This window comes from Haloarcula sp. CBA1115 (assembly GCF_000827835.1).
Lineage (GTDB): Archaea > Halobacteriota > Halobacteria > Halobacteriales > Haloarculaceae > Haloarcula > Haloarcula hispanica.
In genome coordinates, this window is record NZ_CP010529.1 from 2808432 (window position 1) to 2830521 (window position 22090).

16 protein-coding genes are annotated in these 22090 nt (G+C 63.7%); 12 read left to right on the plus strand and 4 right to left on the minus strand.

Annotated elements, in window-relative coordinates; genetic code table 11:
• On the minus strand, window positions 1-1533 hold the full coding sequence (gene glpK, locus SG26_RS14065) for a glycerol kinase GlpK (RefSeq protein ID WP_050037881.1): 1533 nt from the start codon (window positions 1531-1533) through the stop codon (window positions 1-3).
• Between the two features lie 128 nt (window positions 1534-1661).
• Window positions 1662-4205 (minus strand): extracellular solute-binding protein, encoded by a 2544-nt coding sequence (locus SG26_RS14070; protein ID WP_050037882.1) that lies wholly within the window; start codon window positions 4203-4205, stop codon window positions 1662-1664.
• 350 nt (window positions 4206-4555) lie between these two features.
• Between SG26_RS14070 and glpA the strand changes: the two genes are divergently transcribed.
• The 3 genes from glpA to SG26_RS14085 are packed head-to-tail and all read left to right on the plus strand — an operon-like array spanning window position 4556 to window position 8923.
• On the plus strand, window positions 4556-6286 hold the full coding sequence (gene glpA, locus SG26_RS14075; RefSeq protein WP_050037883.1) for an anaerobic glycerol-3-phosphate dehydrogenase subunit GlpA: 1731 nt from the start codon (window positions 4556-4558) through the stop codon (window positions 6284-6286).
• Entirely contained in the window at window positions 6276-7550 is a 1275-nt protein-coding gene (glpB, locus tag SG26_RS14080; RefSeq protein ID WP_050037884.1) for a glycerol-3-phosphate dehydrogenase subunit GlpB, read from the plus strand. Before glpA ends, glpB begins: the two co-directional genes overlap by 11 nt.
• Window positions 7547-8923 (plus strand): anaerobic glycerol-3-phosphate dehydrogenase subunit C, encoded by a 1377-nt coding sequence (locus SG26_RS14085; protein WP_050037885.1) that lies wholly within the window; start codon window positions 7547-7549, stop codon window positions 8921-8923. The genes glpB and SG26_RS14085 overlap by 4 nt, the downstream gene beginning before the upstream one ends.
• Window positions 8924-8948: 25 nt before the next feature.
• Here the strand turns inward: SG26_RS14085 and SG26_RS14090 are convergent, their stop codons facing one another.
• Complete coding sequence (locus tag SG26_RS14090; protein WP_008309612.1) at window positions 8949-9401, minus strand: universal stress protein; 453 nt, start codon at window positions 9399-9401, stop codon at window positions 8949-8951.
• Window positions 9402-9498: 97 nt separating this feature from the next.
• On the minus strand, window positions 9499-12195 hold the full coding sequence (gene ppc / locus SG26_RS14095) for a phosphoenolpyruvate carboxylase (protein ID WP_050037886.1): 2697 nt from the start codon (window positions 12193-12195) through the stop codon (window positions 9499-9501).
• Between the two features lie 153 nt (window positions 12196-12348).
• Here ppc and SG26_RS14100 point away from each other — a divergent pair, with 153 nt between their 5' ends.
• The 9 genes from SG26_RS14100 to SG26_RS14140 all read left to right on the plus strand — a co-directional run bounded on the left by SG26_RS14100 (window position 12349) and on the right by SG26_RS14140 (window position 22068).
• Window positions 12349-13053, plus strand: a complete 705-nt coding sequence (locus SG26_RS14100) for a helix-turn-helix domain-containing protein (RefSeq protein WP_014040140.1) — start codon at window positions 12349-12351, stop codon at window positions 13051-13053.
• Between the two features lie 416 nt (window positions 13054-13469).
• Window positions 13470-13802 (plus strand): hypothetical protein, encoded by a 333-nt coding sequence (locus SG26_RS14105; protein ID WP_228841559.1) that lies wholly within the window; start codon window positions 13470-13472, stop codon window positions 13800-13802.
• A 397-nt stretch (window positions 13803-14199) separates the two neighbouring features.
• Complete coding sequence (locus SG26_RS14110) at window positions 14200-15612, plus strand: ABC transporter substrate-binding protein (protein ID WP_050037887.1); 1413 nt, start codon at window positions 14200-14202, stop codon at window positions 15610-15612.
• A gap of 2 nt (window positions 15613-15614) precedes the next feature.
• Window positions 15615-16427, plus strand: coding sequence for an ABC transporter ATP-binding protein (locus SG26_RS14115; protein WP_050037888.1), 813 nt, complete (start codon window positions 15615-15617; stop codon window positions 16425-16427).
• Window positions 16424-17122, plus strand: coding sequence for an ABC transporter ATP-binding protein (locus tag SG26_RS14120; protein ID WP_050037889.1), 699 nt, complete (start codon window positions 16424-16426; stop codon window positions 17120-17122). The genes SG26_RS14115 and SG26_RS14120 overlap by 4 nt, the downstream gene beginning before the upstream one ends.
• On the plus strand, window positions 17119-18108 hold the full coding sequence (locus tag SG26_RS14125; RefSeq protein ID WP_050037890.1) for a branched-chain amino acid ABC transporter permease: 990 nt from the start codon (window positions 17119-17121) through the stop codon (window positions 18106-18108). The genes SG26_RS14120 and SG26_RS14125 overlap by 4 nt, the downstream gene beginning before the upstream one ends.
• 139 nt (window positions 18109-18247) lie before the next feature.
• Window positions 18248-19411 carry a branched-chain amino acid ABC transporter permease gene (locus SG26_RS14130; protein ID WP_079980826.1) on the plus strand — a complete coding sequence of 388 codons (1164 nt, stop codon included), beginning with the start codon at window positions 18248-18250 and terminating at the stop codon, window positions 19409-19411.
• A 148-nt stretch (window positions 19412-19559) separates the two neighbouring features.
• Window positions 19560-20414 (plus strand): alpha/beta fold hydrolase, encoded by an 855-nt coding sequence (locus SG26_RS14135; protein WP_079980827.1) that lies wholly within the window; start codon window positions 19560-19562, stop codon window positions 20412-20414.
• On the plus strand, window positions 20407-22068 hold the full coding sequence (locus SG26_RS14140) for an AMP-binding protein (RefSeq protein ID WP_050037891.1): 1662 nt from the start codon (window positions 20407-20409) through the stop codon (window positions 22066-22068). Before SG26_RS14135 ends, SG26_RS14140 begins: the two co-directional genes overlap by 8 nt.
• Window positions 22069-22090: the final 22 nt, after the last annotated feature.

A 22090-nucleotide genomic window follows, 5' to 3' on the forward strand; every position in this document is an offset into this window, starting at 1 on the left:
TTATTCCTCCTGTGCCCAGTCGCGGGAACGGTCGACGGCGTCGTCCCAGCGGTCGTACATCTTGTCTGCATCCTCGGCGTCCATTTCCGGCGAGAACTCCTCGTCGACCTGCCAGTTGTCCCGGAGTTCGTCGACGGTGTCCCAGTATCCGACGGCGAGACCGGCCGCATAGGCCGACCCCAGTGCGGTGGTCTCGTCGACCTGCGGGCGAGCGATATCGGTCTGGATGATGTCCGACTGGAGTTGACAGAGGAAGTTGTTCTTGACTGCACCGCCGTCGACTCGCAGCGTCGTCATCTCGACACCGGAGTCTTCCTCCATCGCCTCCGCGAGGTCGCGGGTCTGGTATGCGATGGATTCCAGGGTTGCACGCACGATGTGCTCCTTTCGCGTTCCGCGAGTCATACCGACAATCGTCCCGCGGGCGCGGCCGTCCCAGTGCGGAGCGCCGAGACCCGTGAAGGCCGGCACCATGTAGACACCGTCGGTCGATTCGACCGAGCGGGCCAGTTCCGCCGTCTGGGCGGCGTTGTTGATGAGGTCGACGTCTTCGAGCCATTCGATTGCCGCGCCGGCGATGAAGATGGAGCCTTCCAGCGCGTACTGGACGGGCTCACCGGACATCTGGAAGCCGACGGTCGTCAGCAGGCCGTTGTCGGAGGCGACCGCTTCGGAACCGGTGTTCATCAGATAGAACGCGCCGGTGCCGTAGGTGTTCTTCGCATCACCCTTATCGAAGCAGGTCTGGCCGAACATTGCGGCCTGCTGGTCGCCCAGCGCGCCCGCAACGGGGACTTCCTCTTCGAGGAAGCCGTCCGCGTCGGTGTGCCCGTACAGGCTCTCGTCGGAGGACGGACGGACCTCCGGAACCATGGACTTCGGAACGCCGAATTCGTCGAGGAGTTCGTCGTCCCACTCCATGTCGTGGATGTTGTACAGCATCGTCCGCGATGCGTTCGAGACGTCCGTGATGTGGTTGCCGGTGAGCTTGTAGATGAGCCACGCGTCGATGGTCCCCATCAGGAGTTCACCGTCTTCAGCCCGTTCGTGGAGGTCAGCACCGCGCGAGCTCTGCATCTTGAGCGGCTCCGCGTTGTCGAGGATCCACTCGGTCTTGGTCGCCGAGAAGTAGGCGTCACATTCCAGCCCGGTCTTCCCCCGGATCCACTCGACTTTGTCCTCTTCTTGGATCTCCTCGACGCGGTCGGTGGTTCGGCGGTCCTGCCAGACCAGCGCGTTGTGGACCGGTTTGCCGGTCTCCTTGTCCCAGACGATCGTCGTCTCACGCTGGTTCGTGATGCCGAGCGCTTCCAGCTGTTCGGCACCGACACCTGCATCCGCAAGCCCCTTGGTCACGACTTCCTGCGTGTTTTCCCAGATTTCGACGGGGTCGTGCTCGACCCAGCCGGGCTCCGGATAGATCTGTTCGTGCTTCTCGTAGGCGTTCGCAACGACCTGGCCGCTATGGTCGAATACCATGAAGCGAGTGCCAGTCGTTCCCTGGTCGATCGCGCCAACGTATGTGTCTGCCATTGTTGTGTTCTCCGTGGTGGAGGTAGCTTATTTATGAAAGCTACCACCTTGCCAGTAAACAACATAGTGAACCATTATAAAGATTACTAATGGTGATGTTTGGCTAGTAAAGAAAGGACGGGACGGCGCTACCGGTCGGAATCGTACCGCTCAAGCTGTTTCGTGACCTGTGTGTCGAGTCGGTCGAGCGCGGACGGGACTGAGTCGGGCCCGTCCATACTGTCGACCGCGTCTTCGATGATCGTTCGCACCGTATCGAACGGACCGATCTGTGCGCCCCGTGTCGCCGTGGTGTCGCGTGTGTCGACGAGCTGGTCGAACGCCGTTCTGTAGTGTGGGTTCTGTTCGAACCAGTCCGCCGACCGGAGCTGCGGAATCGCATCGGCGTGCACTGGGAAGTACCCGGTTTCCTGATGCCACCGACGCTGCTGGGCCGGTTCGGTGAGCCATGTGAGGAACTCGCCGACAGCGTCGTGCACGGCTTCGGAGACTGCATCGCCGACCCAGAGGGATGCGCCGCCGACGAGTACGCCGGTACGGTCGTCGAGGACTGGGAATCGGCCGGTTCCGACATCGAAATCGGCGCTGCTTTCGATGCTGTTCAGCGACGATGTCGAGCCGATCAGCATCGCGGCGTTCTCCTCGGCGAAGTGGGTCCGAGCCGCGCCTCTGGCTTCGATGCCGGGGTCGTGGTACAGTCCGTCCGCTTCGAGGCCTTTCCACCACTCGAATAAGTCGTGGGCGAACTCCCCGTCGAGATGGCTCTCCGTTGGCGACCCGGACCGCCCGTTGTTCTGGTCCACGAGGAGCTGGTCAGCCTCGGCAAACCACTGTTCGACGAACCACGAGTAGTTCGCGAACGTGATACCTGTATCCACGCCTCTCCCGTCGACGAGCTGCTCGGCCGCGCTTCGTACGTCAGCGAGGGTTTCCGGCGGTGAATCGGGATCGAGCCCCGCCGCCCTGAACGCGTCGCGGTTGTACGCCATCACCGGGTTCGACGCGTTGAACGGGAGCGAGTGGAGCGTCCCGTCGAAGCGGTAGTAGTTCGTCACCGGGTCGAGCAGCGAGTCGATGTGGGTTGCGGGGAGGAGATCCTCGACTGGCGTAAAGTGTCCACTGTCGCGCGCACGCGTAGTGCCGATCTCGAAGATCTGTGCGATCGCGGGCGGATCGCCGTTTTCGGCGGCGTTCAGCGTTGCATCGAGGGTCCCGCGGTAGCTCCCTTTCGACCGCAGTGTGAGACTGATACCCTCGGTCTGTGATTCGAACTCGCGGACGAGTTCTTCAAGCAGTAGCGCTTTCTCGCCGCCCATCGCGTGCCAGAACTCGACGACGGTTCCGTCCGTGTTCGCCGCCGCCGAACCGGTCGCAAGTTCGAAGGAATCCAGCGACGCGTCCAGTGATTCGGCCCGCTCGGTGAGCGTCGACACCCGCGTCGAGACCTCTGCGAGTTCCGTCGTCTGGTCCGCTGCGGCGTCGGCGGCGATAGCCGCCTCTTCGGCCGTCCGGGCGCTGATGTCCTCGACGTCGTCGACCATCGACACGACTTCTTGCGTGGAGTCGGCCTGCGTATCCGTCGCATCGTCGATCTCCTGGACGCTCGAATCGACCTCCTCGACCATCGAGACGACAGAATCCAGTTCATCGAGCGCGCTGGCGACTGACGAGCGGGTGTCTTCGACACTCTCCCGCGTATCGTACATCTCCGAAACCGTCGTGTCGGCCTGTTCGTGGACCTCCTGAATGGAGGCTGCGATCTCGTCGGTCGCCTCCTTCGTCTCGGTCGCGAGCGATTTGACCTCCTCTGCGACGACGGCGAACCCGTCGCCGGATTCGCCTGCTCGGGCCGCTTCGATGTTGGCGTTCAGCGCCAGCATGTTGGTCTGGTCCGCGACGTCCGTGATGAAACCCACAATCTCCTCGATGTCCGACAGCAGGTCGTTCAGTTGCTCGACCTTGTCGACGGTCGCTTCGGCGTTGTCGGTCAACCGGTCGAGCGTCGTCATCGCCGAGGACGCCGACTCCAGTGCGGATTCGCCTCGAACGCTGGCTTCGCCTGACGTGTCCGCGACCTCGTTTGCGGCGCTCGCTATCTCCTCGATCGTCGCCGAGAGGTTCCGCATCTCGTCGGAGATCGACTGTATCTCGTCGCGTTGCTCGTCCGACCCGGTCGAAATCTCTCCGACAGCGCCACTCACGTCCCGGCTGGCGGACTTGACCGACCCGAGACGGGTGTCGACCTGTTCCGTTGCGGCGGTCACCTGCTCGCTGAACGACGCCATCCGGTCGACGGTGTCGGTCCATTCCCGGAGCAGTTCACTGTATGCGTCGTACAGCGGCTCAGCTGCCTCAGCTGGTGGCTGCCCCGGTTTCGCAGTGAGGTCGCCGTCGGCGTTCGCCCTGGCAACAGAAGTGAGACGGTCGACAGCGGTTTCGAGCGCTTCACGTTCCGCCCGCTCTTGTTCGAGTTCCGCCGCCAGTTGCTCACATCGTGCTTCCAGCTCCGCCTGTTCAGGACCGTTTCCGGTCTCTGTGTCCTTCTGGAGGGCTTCTGCTGACGGCGGTTCAGTCTCCGACTCGTTTCCGTCCCGCCCCTCTGTGACGCCGCCGTCGGTGCGTTCCCCGTCGGGCGGCTCGTCTTCTGAATCAAGTGGGTTCCATTTACTCATTGTCGCTCCCGTTGGCCGAACGGCCAACACGTTCTCGGGAATAGTCCACTATCAAAATATATAATAGTTACTGTCGAAACGGTAGGAGTGATAATTAATCCGTGAGCGCGGTTTCTATCCTGCAACGTCGTCTGTAGTACGTCAGTAATTGAAAATGTGGAGTTATCTCTCGAATTTGAGAGAATATGTTCAACCACTGCCTTGACCAATCAGTAAAAAATAATGTGGTGTGCGTTTCCGATTAACAGTGGGTGTCACCGGGATTCCTCATGATTACATAGAAAATTTACTGCCCAAGCACCAGCAACGGTAAAGTGAAGTGTATGCGCTCCAAACCCACGGAAAGATAGATGGGACCGACACCACACATCGCCGTCATCGGTGGCGGCTCGACTGGGGCGGGCATCGCGCGGGACCTCGCGATGCGCGGGCTCGACGTGACCCTGGTAGAACAGGGAAACCTGACCCACGGGACCACGGGTCGGATGCACGGGCTGCTCCACAGCGGCGGGCGATACGCCGTTTCGGACCAGGCCAGTGCGACCGAGTGTATCGAGGAGAACCGCGTCCTCCGAGACATCGCCAGTCACTGCGTCGAAATGACTGGCGGCCTCTTCGTCAAGCGGCCGGAGGACTCCGAAGAGTACTTCCAGAAGAAACTGAGCGGCTGTGAGGAGTGCGGGATTCCCGCGGAAGTCGTCTCCGGCGAGGAGGCTCGGGCGATGGAACCCCACCTGGCGAAAGACATCGACAAGGCAATCAGCGTTCCCGACGGGGCCATCGACCCGTTCCGGCTAGTCGTCGCGAACGCCGCGAGCGCACAGGAACACGGCGCACGCATCGAGACACACTCCAAAGTGACCGACCTCCTCGTCGAGAGCGGCGAGGTTGTCGGCATCGAGGTCGAACACGACTCCGGCCCCGGAAAACGCGTCCACGGCACGGAGGGCGGAACCGAACAGATCCGCGCCGATTACGTCGTGAACGCGACGGGAGCATGGGCCGGTCGCATCGGCGACATGGCCGGACTCGATATCGAAGTCCGCCCCTCCAAGGGCGTCATGACCATCATGAACATCCGCCAGGTCGACACCGTCATCAACCGCTGTCGGCCCAAGGGCGACGCCGATATCGTCGTGCCCCACGAGACCACTGCGATTCTGGGCACGACCGACGAGGAAGTCGAGGACCCCGAGGACTACCCCGAGGAGCAGTGGGAAGTCGACATGATGATCGACACCCTCTCGGAGCTGATTCCGATGCTCGACGAGGCGCGAACCATCCGCTCGTTCTGGGGCGTTCGCCCGCTGTACGAACCGCCGGACGTCGGCAGCGACGACCCGACGGACATCACGCGTGACTTCTTCCTGCTCGATCACGACGAGCGCGACGACCTGCCCGGCATGACCAGCATCGTCGGCGGGAAGTTCACTACCTACCGGATGATGGGCGAGCAGATCGCCGACCACGTCTGTGGGAAGTTCGGCATCGACGCCGACTGCCGGACCGCCGACGTGCCCCTGCCCGGCAGTGAGGACTTCTCGGTGCTGCGGGACTACATGGACGAGTTCGGGCTCCGCTCGCCAATCGGTCGCCGGAGCGTCGAACGGCTCGGCTCCCGGGCCGACGAGGTGCTCAAGACCGATGGGCCGAACCCGACGGTCTGTGAGTGCGAGGGCGTCACCCGGGCCGAGATTCAGGACGCCATCGAGGGGTCCGGCCCGGACCTCAACGCCGTCCGTATCCGTACCCGCGCGTCGATGGGGAACTGTCAGGGTGGCTTCTGCTCGCACCGGATGGCGAGCGAACTCCACTCGGAGTACGACGAGCCGGTCGTCCGCGAAGCCTGGGACGAACTGCTACAGGAGCGCTGGAAGGGCCAGCGACACGCTCTCTGGGGCGAACAGCTCTCCCAGGCGGCACTGAACTACGCACTGCACGCCACCACGCAGAACCGCGACCAGGACCCGGCTGACGGCGACCCGGTCGATTTCTCGGCGTTCGATTCGGGCCGCGGACAGACAGGCGGCAGCGTCGACAGCGCGGACGTAGCCGCCGACGGAGGGACAAATGGCTATTGAGTCGGAGGTACTCGTCATCGGCGGCGGCCTCGGCGGGCTGACCAGCGCGCTGGCGGCCGCTCGTGAGGGAGCCGACGTGCGACTGGTCTCCTACAAACAGAGCACGCTCCGGCAGGCGTCGGGCCTTGTCGACGTACTCGGATACACACCGGACGGCGACGGCCCGCTGACTGACCCGTACGAGGCGATTCCGACCCTGCCGGCGGAGCATCCGTACCGGAAAGTCGGCGTCCAGACAGTCAGGGACGCACTGTCGCTGTTTGACGACGCTGTCCCGACTTACGAGGGCGAACACACGGACACGAACGCGCTGCTCCCGACCCACGGCGGGAGTATCAAACCGACCGCCCGCTACCCGGCCGGGGCCAGCGCCGGCCTCGCCAGCGATACCCGGGACACGCTGCTAGTCGGCATCGAGGAAATGGTCGACTTCGACGCCCCGCACGTCGCCGCCCATCTCGACGCAACGGGCGTGCCATTCGATGTCCGCGGCGAGACCATCCGGTTCCCGGGCGACCTGCGCGCGGACGCGAAGGTCACGCGGTACGCAAAACTGCTCGATACTAACAGCGAGGTCGCTGTCCGCGGGCGAATGGTCCCAGCCCGCGAGGCGCTTGCCCAGCGCGTGAACCCGTTGCTGGAGGACGAAGAGCGGGTCGGCTTCCCGGCGATTCTCGGCGACGACAACCCCGGTGCGATCCGTGATGCACTGGGCGACCACCTCGGCGTCGACGTGTTCGAGGTCCCGATGGGGCCGCCGTCGCTACCCGGCCTCCGACTGGAGGACGCGCTGTTCTCTGCGCTGGACGAAGCCGGAGCCAGCATCGAGACTGGCAACCCTGTCGTCGACTTCGAGGGCGAGGACCGCATCGAGAAGGTGTTTATCGAGAAGAACGGCGCGAAGATACCCAACAGCGCCGACCAGTACGTCCTCGCGACCGGCGGCTTCGTCGGCAAGGGCGTCGAGTCCGACCGCGACGGGGTGTACGAACCGGTGTTCGACTGCCACGTTCCCCACGCCGCGGACCGGTACGACTGGTTCGAGGGCGAACTGTTCGGCGACCACGAGTTCGCTCGGTACGGCGTAGCGACCGACGACGACCTTCGACCACTCGATGCGAGCGAGCAAAGCGAGTTCGAGAACCTGCGCGCCGCCGGCTCGGTGCTTGGCGGCTACGACTTCGCCGCCGAGAAATCCGGCAGCGGCGTCTCGATTGCCACAGGCTACGCGGCGGGCCAGCGCGCCGCACAGGAGGCACGATGAGTGACGCTGAATCCCCACCAGAGACAGAGTTTGACCCGGTAGCACCGAACACAGGCGAGGAGTTCGAACCAGTCGACGTCTTCCCCGACAGCGACGACTTCGACCTCCGGCCAGGCGCGGACTCCTGTTACAAATGCTCGACCTGCGACACGAACTGTCCCGTCGCCGAGGTCGACGACGACTTCCCCGGCCCGAAGTTCCAGGGCCCCGAGCAGTGGCGGCTCAAGCAGTCCGACGACGATCACGAGATCGACGACTCGGTGATGGACTGCTCGAACTGCATGCGCTGTGACAACGCCTGCCCGTCGGGCGTCCCGCTCAGCCAGATGCACAACACCGCCCGCGGGGAGTACGTCAGCGAGCAGATGGACAAACTCTCCGTCGAGTACATCCGCAACCGCATCCTCGCGAACTACCGCACCTCCGCGTTCCTGGCGAGCAAGGTCCCCCGACTCGCAAACTTCGCGATGAACTTCGGGCCGGCCCGCTGGGTCATGGAAAAGACGATGGGTATCACCAGCGAGCGTGACTTCCCCGCCTTCGCGAAACAGACCTTCCGCGATTGGTGGGCCGACCGCGGCGGTCAGGCCCAATCACGGGAGAACGCGAGAGCCGCCCGCAAGCGACGCGGACTCCCCGAGGACGCCGAGAAGAAAGTGGCGTACTTCCACGGCTGCTACTCCAACTACAACACGCCGGAAGTCGGCAAGGCGACGGTCCGGGTGTTCGAGGAGTTCGGCTACGAGGTCGTCGCACCCGAGCAGAAGTGTTCGGGGACGCCGATGTTCGCAAACGGGATGCTCGACGACGCCCGCCGCCACGCCGAGACGAACGTCTCGTCGATGTCCGAACTCGTCGACGAGGGATACCACGCCATTGCCTCCTGTACCTCGTGTTCGATGGCGCTCCGACAGGAGTACCCCGAACTGTTCGACATCGATGGCATCGACAAAGTGGCGGAGAACACGTTCGAAGCCGTCGAGTACCTCCGCATCCACGAGGACCTCAAAGGCGAAGTGCAGGCGGCGGACGTGGACGGCGAGCTGGCTGAGGAGTTCGCCTACCACGCTCCATGTCACTCACGGAATCAGGGGCTGGACCGCCAGGCCGTCGAACTGTTCCGCGATCTCGACGGCGTCGAAGTCGAGGACGTGGGCGACTCCTGTTCCGGCATCTCGGGGACCTACGGCTGGAAGGAAGAGAAGTACGAGAAGTCCATGGAGATCGGCGAGGAGATGTTCGAGCACATGGACCACGCCGAGGGCGAAACCGGTATGACCGAGTGTCCGACCTGCGCGATGCAGATGGAACACGGCAGCGGCTACGAGATCCGGCATCCGCTCGAACTGCTCGAAGCCGCGCTGGTGGAGTAACTGAAAAAACTCAGTTTCTGCGGTCTTAGTCCTCGCCGCGGACGAACGTGACCGGACACGGCGCGTTCAGCATGACTTCCTGTGCGGTGGAACCGAAGACGGCCTTCCCGGTCGGCGAGCGCTTGCGGCCGCCGACGACGACGAGGTCCGACTGCGTGGCCTCGGCGAGGCTGACGATCTGCTCGCCGTGGTTGCCCACGGCACCGCGCACCTGTGTCGACAGCCCGGCGTCGTCGAACCGCGAGACGAGTTCCCGGACGGTTGTGTGGCGGTCGGCGACCTCGTCGGGGTCGGCTTCGCCGGTCGATTCGAATTCGAGCCTGTCGACGACGCCGTCGTACTGGTCGTCGGTGAATACGTGTGCGACGATGACTGTCGCGCCGGCCGGGCTCGCGATATCGAGCACGGCGTCGGCGAGTTCGTCGATTCGGTCGGCGTCGTTTGGTCCAACTGCAAGAAGAACAGTTTCGAGTGCCATACCGGCTACTCCGGGGGAAGACGCCTAAATCCTTCGATGGGTACTACTTTTGTAGTAAGTCGTTCGCACGATGCCGCACCCAGTGTCGATCAGTGCCTCACCCGGTGTTTTTCATCCCGGCCGCGATACCTTGGACGGTCAGCCGCAGCGTCCGGCGCTCGGTATCGGTTCGGTGGGACTGTTTGAGCAGGCGGACCTGCAACAGGTTCAGCGGGTCGACGTAGGGGTTCCGGCGCTCGAGGTTCTCCTGCAGCCACTCACGCGAGAGCAGGCCGTCCTGCCCGGTGATTTCGAGCACCTTCTCGACGGTGTCCTCGTACTCCTCGACGATACGCGGGTAGATGCGCTCGCGGAGTTCGGGGTCGGCCAGGTCGGCGTACTCCTCGGCGATTTCGAGGTCAGTACGGGCGAGCGCCAGCGACGCGTTGTCGAGCTTCGTCCGGAAGAACGGCCAGTTCTCGTACATCTCCTGTAGCGTTTCCATGTCGCCGCCGTTTTCGAGGTAGGCGTCCAGTCCGGTCGCGATAGAGTACCAGCCGGGGATGATACATCGGGCCTGCGTCCAGGAGAACACCCACGGGATGGCCCGGAGATCCTCGACACTGCGGTCCTCGCTTCGGGAGGCCGGCCGCGAGCCCATGTTGAGGTTCTCGATGACGGTGATCGGCGTCGCCTGCTCGAAGAACTCGACGAAGCCGTCCGTTTCGAGCAGGTCCTGGTACTCGTTGCGGGCGGCGTCGGACGCTGTCTCCATCGCCTCCTCCCACTCGTCGGGAATCTCTTCGACGGGCTCCTCGATTGCGTTTTTCCGCGCCCGGATCTGGGCGTTGAGCATCTGTTCGAGGTTGCGCTCGGCGATGTCGTGGTTGGCGTACTTCTCGGCGATGGCCTCGCCCTGCTCGGTGAACTTTATCTGACCGGTCACTGTCTCGTTCGGCAGGGCCAGCATGGCGTCGTTCATCGGGCCGCCGCCGCGGGAGATGGAGCCGCCGCGGCCGTGGAACAGGCGCATCTCCACGTCGTAGTCATCGGTGATGTCCGCCAGTCGTTTCTGGTTGTTGTACAGCGACCAGTTGGCGGCGAGGAAGCCGTTCTCCTTGTTCGAGTCGGAGTAGCCCAGCATGATCTCCTGGATGTTGTCCCGGGCCTCAAGAGCCTGGGAGTAGGCCTCGTTCTCGAACAGCGTGCCCATGATGCGGCGGGCTCCGGAGAGGGCGTACTCCGATTCCAGCAGCGGCACCACGTCGAACCCGCAGTAGCCGGGCAGGTCGACGATGTCGACCTGGTCGGCGAGAAACAGGACCTCAAGGGCGTGGCTTGGCTCCTCACACCAGGAGATGGCGTAGGTGTCGATAGCGTCGATTCCGAACTCGTTTTGCCAGTCGGCGGCCGCGCGGAAGCGGTCGAGGACGCGGGTGGCGTCCTCCGAGAGCCCCTCGGTGTCTTCCATGTCGATGACGGGGTTGTCCTGGAGGATAGCCTCGGTCAGGAACTCGACGCGCTCGTCTTCGTCCATGCCGGCGTAGTCGATGCCCTCGCGCTCGACGGATTCGGCGATGGCATCGGTGTGCATCTTCCGGTGGTCGCGCAGGTCGAGGCTGGCGAGGTTGAAGCCGAACGTCTCGACCTTGCGGATCAGCGGGTCGACGTGGGCCTCGGCGATGACCTCGGCGTCGTTCTCACGGAGACTGTCGGCGATGACGCGGAGGTCGGTCAGCAGTTCCTCGTCGTTCTCGTAGCCGCCCTGGCGAACGTCGCTGACCCGGATGACGGACTCGCGCATCAGCCGGAGCTTCTGGCGGTAGGGCTCGTCCGGATACCGTTCCTCGGCCTCTGTGGCAATTCCGGGGAGCCTGGACTTGTGACGGTCCAGTCGCTCGTTGAACAGCGCGTCGGTCGCGATGTTCGAGGCGTCCTGACTCAGCACCCCGGAGAGTTCCTTGAGCTTGTTGCGGTACAGCGGCAGCACGGTGTCACGCTGGCGCTCCAGCGTCTCCTCGGTCACCTCAGTGGTGACGAACGGGTTGCCGTCGCGGTCGGAGCCGGCCCACGAGCGGAACTCGTAGAGTGTGTCGATATCGATGTCCTCGTCGTACACGTCTTCGAGGGTGTGTTCGAGTTCGTCGTACACCTCGTCGATAACGTCGAACAGGACGTTTTCGAGGTACCACTGGACGTTCAGCGCTTCGTCGGTGACCTCCGGGCGGCGGTCTCGGACCTGCGGGGTCTGCCAGAGACTCGTCACTTCAGCGTCGAGGTTGCGCTCGATGCGTTTCTGCTCGCGGTCCGTGAGCCGCCGCTCGTCGAGTCGTTCGATGTCACGGGCGACCGACCGGAGCTTCGCCTTCACCGTCTTCCGGCGGGCTTCGGTGGGGTGAGCCGTGAACGTCGGCTGGATGAGAACGTCTTCGAGCACCTGCTCGAACTCCTCCGGGTCTGCGCCGCGTTCGGCCAGGTCCCGGACGGCTTCCTCGACGCTGTCGGCCAGTACACCCTCCTCGCTCCCCTCTCGGATTTCGCGGACCCGTTCGCGCTCCTCGGCGAGATTGATAAGTTCGAAATAGGTCGTAAACGCGCGTGCGACGATATCCTGGGTCTCCGGGTTCAGTCGGTTCAGTGCCCGGTGGACTTCGTCCCGCGTCTCGGCGTCACCGCGCCGGTAGTCGATACACGACGTTCGAATGGTTTCCACCGTTTCGAACGCCTCGGTCGAGGTTTGTGCTTCCAGCACTTCGCCCAGGAGCGCACCCAACTCCCGTACGTCCTGGTTTATCTCTCTGGCGTGCAAAGTCATACCACTTCCTCCAGAACCGAGCCCTAAAACACTATTGAAACGGTGTATCAGGGATAGACGTTCGTGAAGAACCCGGTTTCGGGAAATAGCTATTATTAATCGTGGGGTTCTTTACCGTATCACACGAATCACACAGGATACAGTGGACTGCCAATGATAGATATCGCCCTGGACATGGAGCAGTACGACTGTCCCTTCATCGACACGACGGCAGACCACGACGTCGCCTTTGCAGCGGTACACTGGGACTTCGACCAGCGTGCGCGGGAGTTGGAGACGCGGATGGTTGTCGAAGCCGAGGACGCGGGGATACTCGATACGGGGCTGGACAGTCTGCAGGCCCACGAGAACATGAACGACTGTGCGCTGTTGCGCCGCGAGGACAACGCCGCCCACATCCGGACGACTATCGAGGAAACGGCGGCGATGCAGACCATCCGGGACAACGGCGGCTACATCACCGGCCCGTTCCACATTGAGGCGGGCAGCGAAACCTGGCACGTCGGATTCGACCGCGGCCGGGACGCCGATACGACGCTCTCGGAACTTGACCGCGACAACGAGTACGACGTGGTCGAACGCACGTCGACGACGCTCCCACAGCTCCAGGACCTCGTGCAGAACGCCGGCGCGGCGATGACGCTCGTCGACGGCTGCCGGGACCTCTCAGACACCGAACGCGAGACGCTGGAAACCGCCGTCTCCGAGGGCTACTTCGAGTCGCCCCGGGACGCGACGTTGGGGTCGCTTGCCGAGGACTTCGGCGTGTCCAAACCCGCCGTCTCGAAGAATCTCCGACGCGGCGAGCGGAAGATGATCCAGCGCGTCGTTGAGGCGCTGGACGACATCGAGGACTGATTCCGCTGTCTCCCCCGGCCTGTTCGCTACTCTGTTCAGAATGACAGCTGGGTGCAACTGTCACAACGGCCGTACCTAGCTCCCACTGTAGGCCTTAGCGTTGTTTTACTGCATAACTGACACTCGTGAGAGCGACATCGATACAAGACAACACCGATTGCGTGGGCTGAGATATGAATCAGCAAATGCCGGTCAAACGAATCCTGAACTGTCCGCATATCTGTGCTGCTGGGTGGTGACCGCTGATTCCACCCAGACGGATAGAGTAAGGGTTACTTCCATGCATGATTCCGAGATTGTGACCTGCTTAAATCATATTCCCACGGCCGGACGCAATACGAGTGCAAAGGAGGGGACCGGTCAAACAAATATTTCGACCAAAGATATTTTTATACAAAAGCAAAGACAACATAATCATGACTGCTGAAGAAGACGAATCATCGTCTAGAAGAGCCATACCGGCTCTTGGGATGCTTTTCAAAACGGTATTCGGGTTGCTCTTCCGAATCATACTCGCACCGTACCGTCGACTCGCAAGGCGGTTGCTTGCTGGAGTTATCCTAATACCAGTTGTCGTATTCCTCGGCCCGTTCATTTTCGCGGGGTTTGCGGGAGGAATGGAACTGTTTGACTTCCTCGGTGTGAACCGTCAGATTGGGTTTCTGATTTCAATCACCGTCGGAATGACCTTGCCGTGGGTGGTCATCCTCGGTATCCTGCATCGATACACTGACCACGAAATTCTCTAACTACCCGCAGTGCGACTGGGACAGCGAATAGCGGCGTATTTTCGTCCGAACTCTGGTCGGGTTGATAAACAGTTCTCTGATGGACCTTTGTCGCAGAAATCTACTCGATTTCGTCGGACACACAGTTCGCTGTGGCCCTTGGACTGGTCCTCTCTATCATTCCGGCGTTACTAACGTGGGTGACCGCTGAAATATATCGATTGACAGTTACTGAAGCAGTTACGTAGCAGATAGTCAAATCGGTGTGAGCGCATAATTCGCCAAGGAAAGAACGATACAGACCGTTTACGACCAGTTTTGTGACAGTCCCGGTACGGACGAGAATTGCGGTCTGTCTCGCCGCGTTAACATGTTAACTCAGCACACTATGTAGTCGGCGAGTCTACGATAATCTGTTATGCAGAACACGGCTACACGGAGGCGCGTTCTCGGCGCGCTCGGTGCCGGCGTTGTCGGGCTCAGCGGCTGTGTCAGTGACGACTCATCCATGACTGAACAGGACGGTTCGGACGGCGGCACGACGGACAGTGGCACGAACGGCGAATCGGGCGGCGGTGACTCGACGCAGACGGTCAGCATCGGCGTGCTTCAGCCCCGCGCCGGCGACCTGAAATACTACGGCGACCAGTCGCTGTGGGGCTTCCTCTCCGGGCTGGCGTACAAGGGTGAGACCGATCCGCCGACAGACGCCGGCAGCGGCGAGGTAACCATTACCGCTGGTGACACGGAGTACCGCCTGCTAATACGGGACACGGAGTTCTCGGCGGACACGGCTCAGACGGCGGCGACGAACCTCGTCGAGAACGAGAGCGTGGACATGCTCGCCGGCTGTGCGTCCTCGGCGGTCGCCAGCCGGGTCGTCACGACGGTCGTCAATCAGGCGCAGGTCCCCATCATGCTCGGTCCGGCGGCGTCGGCCGACATCACGTCCAACTCCGAGACCTGTAGCGACCTCGTCTACCGAGCGAGCGAGAACACCGCGATGGACGCCCGCTCGGGCGGGAAGTACGTCGCCAGAGAGACGGACGTTTCGACCGTCTACCTGTTCGGCGCGGACTACAGTTTCGGCCGCGCGGTCGTCAACAACTACCGAGACGTGCTGGAGGCCGAAGGCGTCGATATCGTCGGCGAACGCTTCGTCGAACAGGGCTACGCCGAGTGGGATGGGCTGCTTGACAACGCCGAGGAGGCCGGGGCCGAAGGCGTCGTCGGCGGGTTCACCGTCGCGACACTCCCGGCGATGTTCAACGCATTCCTCTCGGGCGACTACTCCTATCGGGTGTTCGGCGGGTTCGCCACCAGAATCACCAACAGCGTCGTCGGCGGGACGATGCAGAGCGTGCTCGGCGAACCCCTGACCGAGGAAAAGATCAGGGACTCACAGCTCGGGCCGTTCACGACTCGCTACCACTGGAACCAGTACGACAACCCGATCAACGACGCGTTCGTCGAGAGCTACACCAACGCCTACGGCGTCGTCCCGGACCTGTTCTCGGCGGGGACCTTCACCGGCGCATCGGCGATCCACCAGGCGGTTCAGGAGAGCGGGTCGACCGAGGGCGAGGATATCGCCGACGCCCTGAAGGGGATGACCGTCATCGACACGCCGAAAGGCGAGAACGGCTACACCTTCCAGGAGTACAACAATCAGGCACAGTCGGCGATGACCGTCGCGAACCCGATTCCGACGACCGACGAGTGGGCCGATAACTGGGGCGCCGCCATCATGCCCGGCGAACCGCTGGCCCGAATCAGTGCCGACGAGACGACCATCCCGCAGGACAGCGACCAGATGGACTGTTCACTGTAGGTATGCTCAGAACACAGGGACTGACCAGAGAGTTCGGGGGACTCACTGCTGTCGACAGCGTCGACTTCGAACTCGACGCGGAACTGTGCTCGCTCATTGGCCCGAACGGGGCCGGCAAGACGACGTTCTTCAATCTGCTGACCGGGAGCCTCTCGCCCACCGAGGGGACGGTCGAACTCCGGCGTGACGGACAGTGGGAAGACATCACCGACGCGTCGCCCCACGAGACGGCCAGCAAGGGTATCCACCGCTCCTATCAGGTGACGAATGTCTTCCCCAACAGCACGGTCTTGGAGAACGTTCGAGTCGCTGAACAGGCTCACAGCGACGACGCCACGACCTTCTGGCGCAACGTCGACCACTACGACGAGTTCACCGAGCGCGCCCACGAGATTCTGGACCGGGTGGGGCTCTCCCACCGGGCCGGGGACCTCGCGAGCACGCTGAGCCACGGCGCAAAGCGCAAACTCGAAGTCGCCATCGCGCTGGCCGGCGACCCCGCAGTGCTCCTGCTGGACGAGCCAAACGCCGGCGTCTCCTCGGAGAGTGTTGACGAAATCCGGGACCTCATCGAGGCGGTGGCAGAGGACTACCCAGTCCTGCTGGTCGAGCACAACATGGACATCGTGATGGGCGTCTCCGACCGCGTCGTCGTGCTCCATCAGGGTGCGGTCATCGCCGACGGACTGCCAGCAGAGGTACGGGCTAACCCCGACGTCCAGTCGGCGTATCTCGGCGGCTACGAACCGGGCAGCTTGGACGATGACACGACAGCGACCGGGTCCGGAACGGACTCGGAGGAGGGGACGGCGTGAGCCTGCTCGAACTGAGCGGCGTCCACACGTACTACGGCGACAGCCACATTCTCGAAGGCGTCGACCTCTCCGTCGAGGAGGGAGAGGTGGTCGCGCTGGCCGGCCGCAACGGCGTCGGTAAGACGACCACGCTGCGGACGATTCTGCAACTGACACCGCCACGCGAGGGGTCGATCACCTTCCGCGACGAGTCGCTGGTCGGGCTGGAGACACACGAGGTCGCCGAGCGCGGACTGGGATGGATTCCGGAGGACCGTCGGATGTTCAGCCAACTCAGTGTCGAGGAGAACCTTCGGGCGGCGATACCGGACCCGGACGACGTGAGCGACGGCCTCCGCCTGGCCTTCGACTCGTTCCCCATCCTCGAAGAGCGGCGGGGGCAGGACGCCGGCACGCTGTCGGGCGGCCAACAGCAGATGCTCGCCATCGCCCGCGGGCTGGTCGGCGACAACGACCTGCTGCTGGTCGACGAACCGAGTGAGGGGTTAGCCCCCCAAATCGTCGCCGACGTGGCCGAGGCGCTGTCGAAAGCAAGCGAGGATGTGACGATGCTGCTGGTCGAGCAGAACCTCCCGCTGGCGCTCGACTTGGCCGACCGGTTCTACATCCTCGACAAGGGCCGCGTCGTCGACGACGGCGACACGGCGGCGGTGACGGCCGACGACGAGCGGTTCAGGAGGTATCTGTCGGCATGATACTCGAAGCGCTCGTGGAGTTCCTGACGCTCGGCGAACTCGGCGGTGTCATCGTCAACGGGCTCGCCAAGTCAGCGCTGTACGTGATGATTGCCAGCGGTCTGACGCTGATTTTCGGCCTTATGGGCGTGTTGAACTTCGCCCACGGGTCGCTGACGATGGTCGGGGCGTACCTGGGCGGCCTCCTGATGGTCGTGACGGTCACCGGCGGGACAGCGCCGCTTACCCGCCTCGGCCTGTTCTTCGTCGCCATCGTCGTCGTGTTCGCGCTGCTGACGGTGCTTGGCGGCGCAATCGAGACGACCATCATCCGGCCGCTGTACGACCGGCCGCCAATATACCAGATCCTGCTGACGTTCGGCCTGACGCTGGTCATCGAGGAAGTCGTCCGCATCGTGCTGGGCATCTACGACCTCCAGCCGCTGTCGGACTGGCAGGCCGCGCTGGCGACCAAGCCGCAGTTCCTCCGCGAACCGGTCGCCCTCGGTCCCGTCAGCGTCGGCTGGATGTCGCTGTTCCAGATACTCCTTGGAACTATCACGGTGGTCGGCATCTGGGCGTTCCTCACAAAGACCCGCTATGGCCTGTACATCCGGGCCGGGAGCGAGGACACGGAGATGGCATCGGCGCTTGGCATCGACGTTCGGCAGGTGTTCACCGTCGTGTTCGCGCTGGGTATCGGGCTGGCCGGCGCGGCCGGAACGCTGCTGATGTGGGACCCGACGTGGGGCGCGAGCGTCCCGCTGGCGGCCGAGACGCTGCTGCCGGCGTTCATCGTCGTCATCGTCGGCGGCCTCGGGACGTTCCGGGGCACCGTCGTCGCCGCGCTGGTCGTCGGGATGGCCGACGCGGTGACGACCTGGTGGTTCCAGAACGTCATCGAGTTCACGGGCCTGCCGGAACTCGTCCTGTTTCTGGTCCTCGTGGTGACGCTCATCGTCCGCCCGCAGGGCCTGTTCGGCGTCGAGGAGGTGGGGGGCCATTAGCGCTGAAACCGAGGCCGACGCCGAGGCGGCGTCCGAGCCACCGACCCCCACGACTGTTGAGACGGGCTGGCCCCGCGAGTACCTGCGGGACCACACCGCTCACATCCTCGTTATCGCCCTGCTGGCGCTGTACCCGCCGGTGTATCACACGCTGTTGAACTCGCCTGTCGGTGCCGAGACGCAGATGCTCCTGCCGACCGTAGAGACGATGGTCGGCGTCCTCTATTTCGGCCTCTTTGCTATCTCCTTTGACTTCATCAGCGGCTACACCGGCTACCTCTCGTTTGGCCACGCGGTGTTCTACGGCACCGGCGCGTACACCGTCATCCTCATTGCTAACGGGAAGCTGCCGTTGCTTGGCCCCGGGACGCCGTTCATGCTGTCCCTGCTGGTCGGCGGTCTCATCGCCGTCGTGCTGGCGATGCTCGTCGGCCTCGTCTCGTTCCGCCTCTCTGGTGTCTACTTCGCGATGATTACGCTCGGCTTCGCGCAGGTGTTCTACGTGTTCGTCCGCGGCTGGGACTACGTGGCGACCAACCCCCGGGACGGCCCCGCGGTCGGGCCGAGCCACGCCGAAGGCTTCCAGATTGGGGTTCCCGGCATTGACCAGCTATCCCTGTCAATCGGCGTACTCACCGGCGACGAGGTGGCCCTGCTTGGGTCGACGCTGTCCGGGACGGAAGTGTCCTACTACATGATCGGCCTCGTCGTCCTCGCATGCTACTTCGCCATGCAGCGAATAATCCACTCCCCGTTCGGGCGGGTGCTGATTGCCATCCGGGAAAACGAGGAGCGCGCTATCGCCATCGGCTACAACACCTACCTCTACAAGCTCGGAGCCTTCGCCATCAGCGGCTTCTTCGCCGCCGTCGCCGGCGGACTGTTCGCCGGCTTCAAGCGGTCGGCCAGCCCGGAGAACTCCTTTTACTTCCTGGTGACCGGTGACGCCCTGCTCGCGAGCATCATCGGTGGCTTCGGGACGCTTGCCGGCTCGCTGTACGGGCACCTGTTCGACGAGACGGTTCGGGAGTTCCTCTCGAAGGCCGGGCAGGGCGGCGGTCTGTTGCCGTACCTCCGCGCGCTGCTGGGCCAGGAAACGCTGGACGCGACGCTGGTCGGCGAGACGACTATCGGCGGCCTCATCGACCTGCTGTTGAACGGCCACGCGAGTCTCTACGTCGGTATCGTGTTCGTGCTGTTCGTGCTCTACGTCCCCGACGGACTGCTCGGGACGCTGCGAGCACGCATCGGCGGAACGTTCGCCGAGGCGCTGCCGGCGAAACTCCGGGGTGATTCGGAATGACGAAACCAGTGAAAACGACCGTCGAACCGCCAGACCGTACGACGACTTGGGCGTGGGGCGGCCGCTATCCATCTGGTCGGCCCACGGAGGCGTATCGACAACAAGACGACACGCAGTGTGACAACCCGAAGGGGGAGCCAGCAGAGCAATGACCGCGGAACCGGACCACTCGAAGGATATCCAACCAGAACCAGCCAGTATGCAATACGCGACTAACGACGGCGTCTCGCTCGCCTACGAGCGCGAGGGGCCGCCAGACGCCGAGACTGTGGTCTTCGTCGAAGGTATCGGCTACGGCCGCTGGATGTGGCTGTGGCAACAGGAGGCACTCGTCGACGGGTACCAGACCCTCGTATGGGACAACCGCGGCACCGGCGATTCGGACGAACCCGAGGGGCCGTACACGATGAGCCAGATGGCCGGCGACTTTGAGGCCGTACTCGACGACGCCGGCGTCGAGCAGGCCCACGTCGTCGGGGCCAGTATGGGCGGGATGATCGCCCAGCAGTACGCACTGGAGTACGATCGGGCGCAGTCGCTGACGCTCATGTGTACCTCGCCAGGCGGGCCGGAAGCCAAGGCGGTCCCCGAGGAGACCCAACAGCGGATGTTCAACGTACCCGAGGACCTCGACAAGCGCGAACTCCGGCGGTACAAAATGCAGCCCGCGCTTTCGGATCGGTTCATGGGCACCCACGAAGACCTCATCGAGCGCATCATCGACTGGCGCATCGACAGCGACGCCAGCGACCAGGCCCTCGAATGGCAAGGCGCGGCTGTGCAGACTCACGATGTGTCGGACCGCCTCCAGCAGATTACGGAGCCGTGCCTGGTCATCCACGGGACCGTTGACAAGGTCGTCCCCTACGAGAACGGGGAACTGCTGGCTCGGGGCTTACCCAACGCCGACTTCATCACCGTCCACGGCGGTCCGCACCTGTTGTTCATTGAGGAGTACGACCGCGTCAACACACAGATACGGGAGTTCATCGACGATGTCTGAGGGGACGCCACAGGAGTGGGTCGGTGCCTGGAGCGAGCGCCGGGCCGCGCTCACGCCGGACCGCGAGGGATTGGTGGATGCGACCACCGGCGAGCGGTTCACCTACGCCGAACTGGACCGGCGAGCGAACCGGACCGCTCGCCTGCTCCGGCAGTACGGGGTCGGTGCGGACGCCGACGCCGCCCGCACTGCGACGGACGCCACGGCGGCAGCCGGCACCGTCGCCGTCGTCTCGCGGAACCGCCCCGCCGTCGTCGACCTGTTCTTCGCCACGGGCAAGACCGGGAGCCGACTCGCCCCGCTGTCCCATCGGCTCGCGCCCCCTGAACTCGCCGAACTCCTTGACCGCGTGGACCCTGAAATCCTCGTCGTCGAGTCCCCCTTCGCAGAGACTGTCTCGACCGCTCTGGAGACAGCCGACGCGACTGCGCCCGAAATCATCCAGCTCGAAACCACCGACGGCGCGTCCTCGGATTCCACGCTCGACAGCACGCTCTACGCTTCGGCCCTCCCCCAGGATGACGCGCCCGTCGAGACGGCGACTCCCGCCCCCGGCGACACCCACCTCCTCCTCCACACCGGCGGGTCGACGGGGACGCCCAAGGAGACGGAAATCACGCATCGCGGCATCGTCTGGAACTCCCTGAACACGATCACGGCCTGGGGGCTGCGGGCCGACGACGTGACGCCGATGGTGTTCCCGATGTTCCACACCGGGGGCTGGAACGTCCTCACCGTCCCGCTGTGGCATCTGGGCGGAACGGTCGTCATCGCCCGCGAGTTCGACCCCGGCGACGTGCTGGAGACCATCGATACTGAGGGTGGGACCGTCCTCGTCGCCGTCCCCGCAGTGCTGCGAATGATGACGGACCACGACCGCTGGACGGAGACGGACCTCTCGACGCTGCGCTTCGCCAAGTCCGGCGGCGGCCCCTGCCGCAAGAGCGTGATGGAGGCGTGGTGGGACCGCGGTGTCGACCTCTCACAGGGCTACGGCCTCACCGAGTGCGGCCCGAACAACTTCGCGATGCCGGAGGGCTGGCCCCGAAAGAAGGCCGATTCCGTCGGCAAGCCGGCGATGCACGTCGACGCCAGAGTCGTCGAACCCGACGACGGTGACAACGGCGATGGTCCCTCCGACGCGCGAAAGACGGTCGACCCCGGCACCGTCGGCGAACTCCAGTTGCGCTCGCCCCACGCCGCGACGGGCTACCTCGACAACCCCGAGGCCACCGCCGAGACGTTCGGCGACGGCTGGGTGTCGACTGGCGACCTCGCCCGCGCCGACGCGGACGGCTACTACTACATCGAGGGTCGAACCAAGCATATGTTCGTCAGCGGCGGCGAGAACGTCTATCCCGCGGAGGTCGAGGACGCTATCGCCGACCATCCGTCGGTCGGTGAAGTCGTCGTGATTCCGGTGCCCGACGACAGGTGGGGCCAGGTCGGCAAGGCCGTCATCGAACCTGCGACCGATAGCACGACAGGCGGGGCCAGCGACCGGTCGCTGACACTCGACGGCCTCCGGACGTTCCTCGACGACCGACTAGCCCGGTACAAACACCCCCGTGAGATTGCGTTCGTCGAGGCGATGCCGACCAGCGGTCCGGACAAGATCGACCGGGGTGCAATCTTGGACCGGTTCGGGGCGTAATCCGTCAATGCAGGCGTATCTT

What these genes read in the sequence shown, in the direction of transcription:
- glpK (WP_050037881.1), bottom strand. Translation starts at nt 1,533, where the DNA reads ATGGCAGACACATACGTTGGCGCGATCGACCAGGGAACGACTGGCACT.
- SG26_RS14070 (WP_050037882.1), bottom strand. Translation starts at nt 4,205, where the DNA reads ATGAGTAAATGGAACCCACTTGATTCAGAAGACGAGCCGCCCGACGGG.
- glpA (WP_050037883.1), top strand. Translation starts at nt 4,556, where the DNA reads ATGGGACCGACACCACACATCGCCGTCATCGGTGGCGGCTCGACTGGG.
- glpB (WP_050037884.1), top strand. Translation starts at nt 6,276, where the DNA reads ATGGCTATTGAGTCGGAGGTACTCGTCATCGGCGGCGGCCTCGGCGGG.
- SG26_RS14085 (WP_050037885.1), top strand. Translation starts at nt 7,547, where the DNA reads ATGAGTGACGCTGAATCCCCACCAGAGACAGAGTTTGACCCGGTAGCA.
- SG26_RS14090 (WP_008309612.1), bottom strand. Translation starts at nt 9,401, where the DNA reads ATGGCACTCGAAACTGTTCTTCTTGCAGTTGGACCAAACGACGCCGAC.
- ppc (WP_050037886.1), bottom strand. Translation starts at nt 12,195, where the DNA reads ATGACTTTGCACGCCAGAGAGATAAACCAGGACGTACGGGAGTTGGGT.
- SG26_RS14100 (WP_014040140.1), top strand. Translation starts at nt 12,349, where the DNA reads ATGATAGATATCGCCCTGGACATGGAGCAGTACGACTGTCCCTTCATC.
- SG26_RS14105 (WP_228841559.1), top strand. Translation starts at nt 13,470, where the DNA reads ATGACTGCTGAAGAAGACGAATCATCGTCTAGAAGAGCCATACCGGCT.
- SG26_RS14110 (WP_050037887.1), top strand. Translation starts at nt 14,200, where the DNA reads ATGCAGAACACGGCTACACGGAGGCGCGTTCTCGGCGCGCTCGGTGCC.
- SG26_RS14115 (WP_050037888.1), top strand. Translation starts at nt 15,615, where the DNA reads ATGCTCAGAACACAGGGACTGACCAGAGAGTTCGGGGGACTCACTGCT.
- SG26_RS14125 (WP_050037890.1), top strand. Translation starts at nt 17,119, where the DNA reads ATGATACTCGAAGCGCTCGTGGAGTTCCTGACGCTCGGCGAACTCGGC.
- SG26_RS14135 (WP_079980827.1), top strand. Translation starts at nt 19,560, where the DNA reads ATGACCGCGGAACCGGACCACTCGAAGGATATCCAACCAGAACCAGCC.
- SG26_RS14140 (WP_050037891.1), top strand. Translation starts at nt 20,407, where the DNA reads ATGTCTGAGGGGACGCCACAGGAGTGGGTCGGTGCCTGGAGCGAGCGC.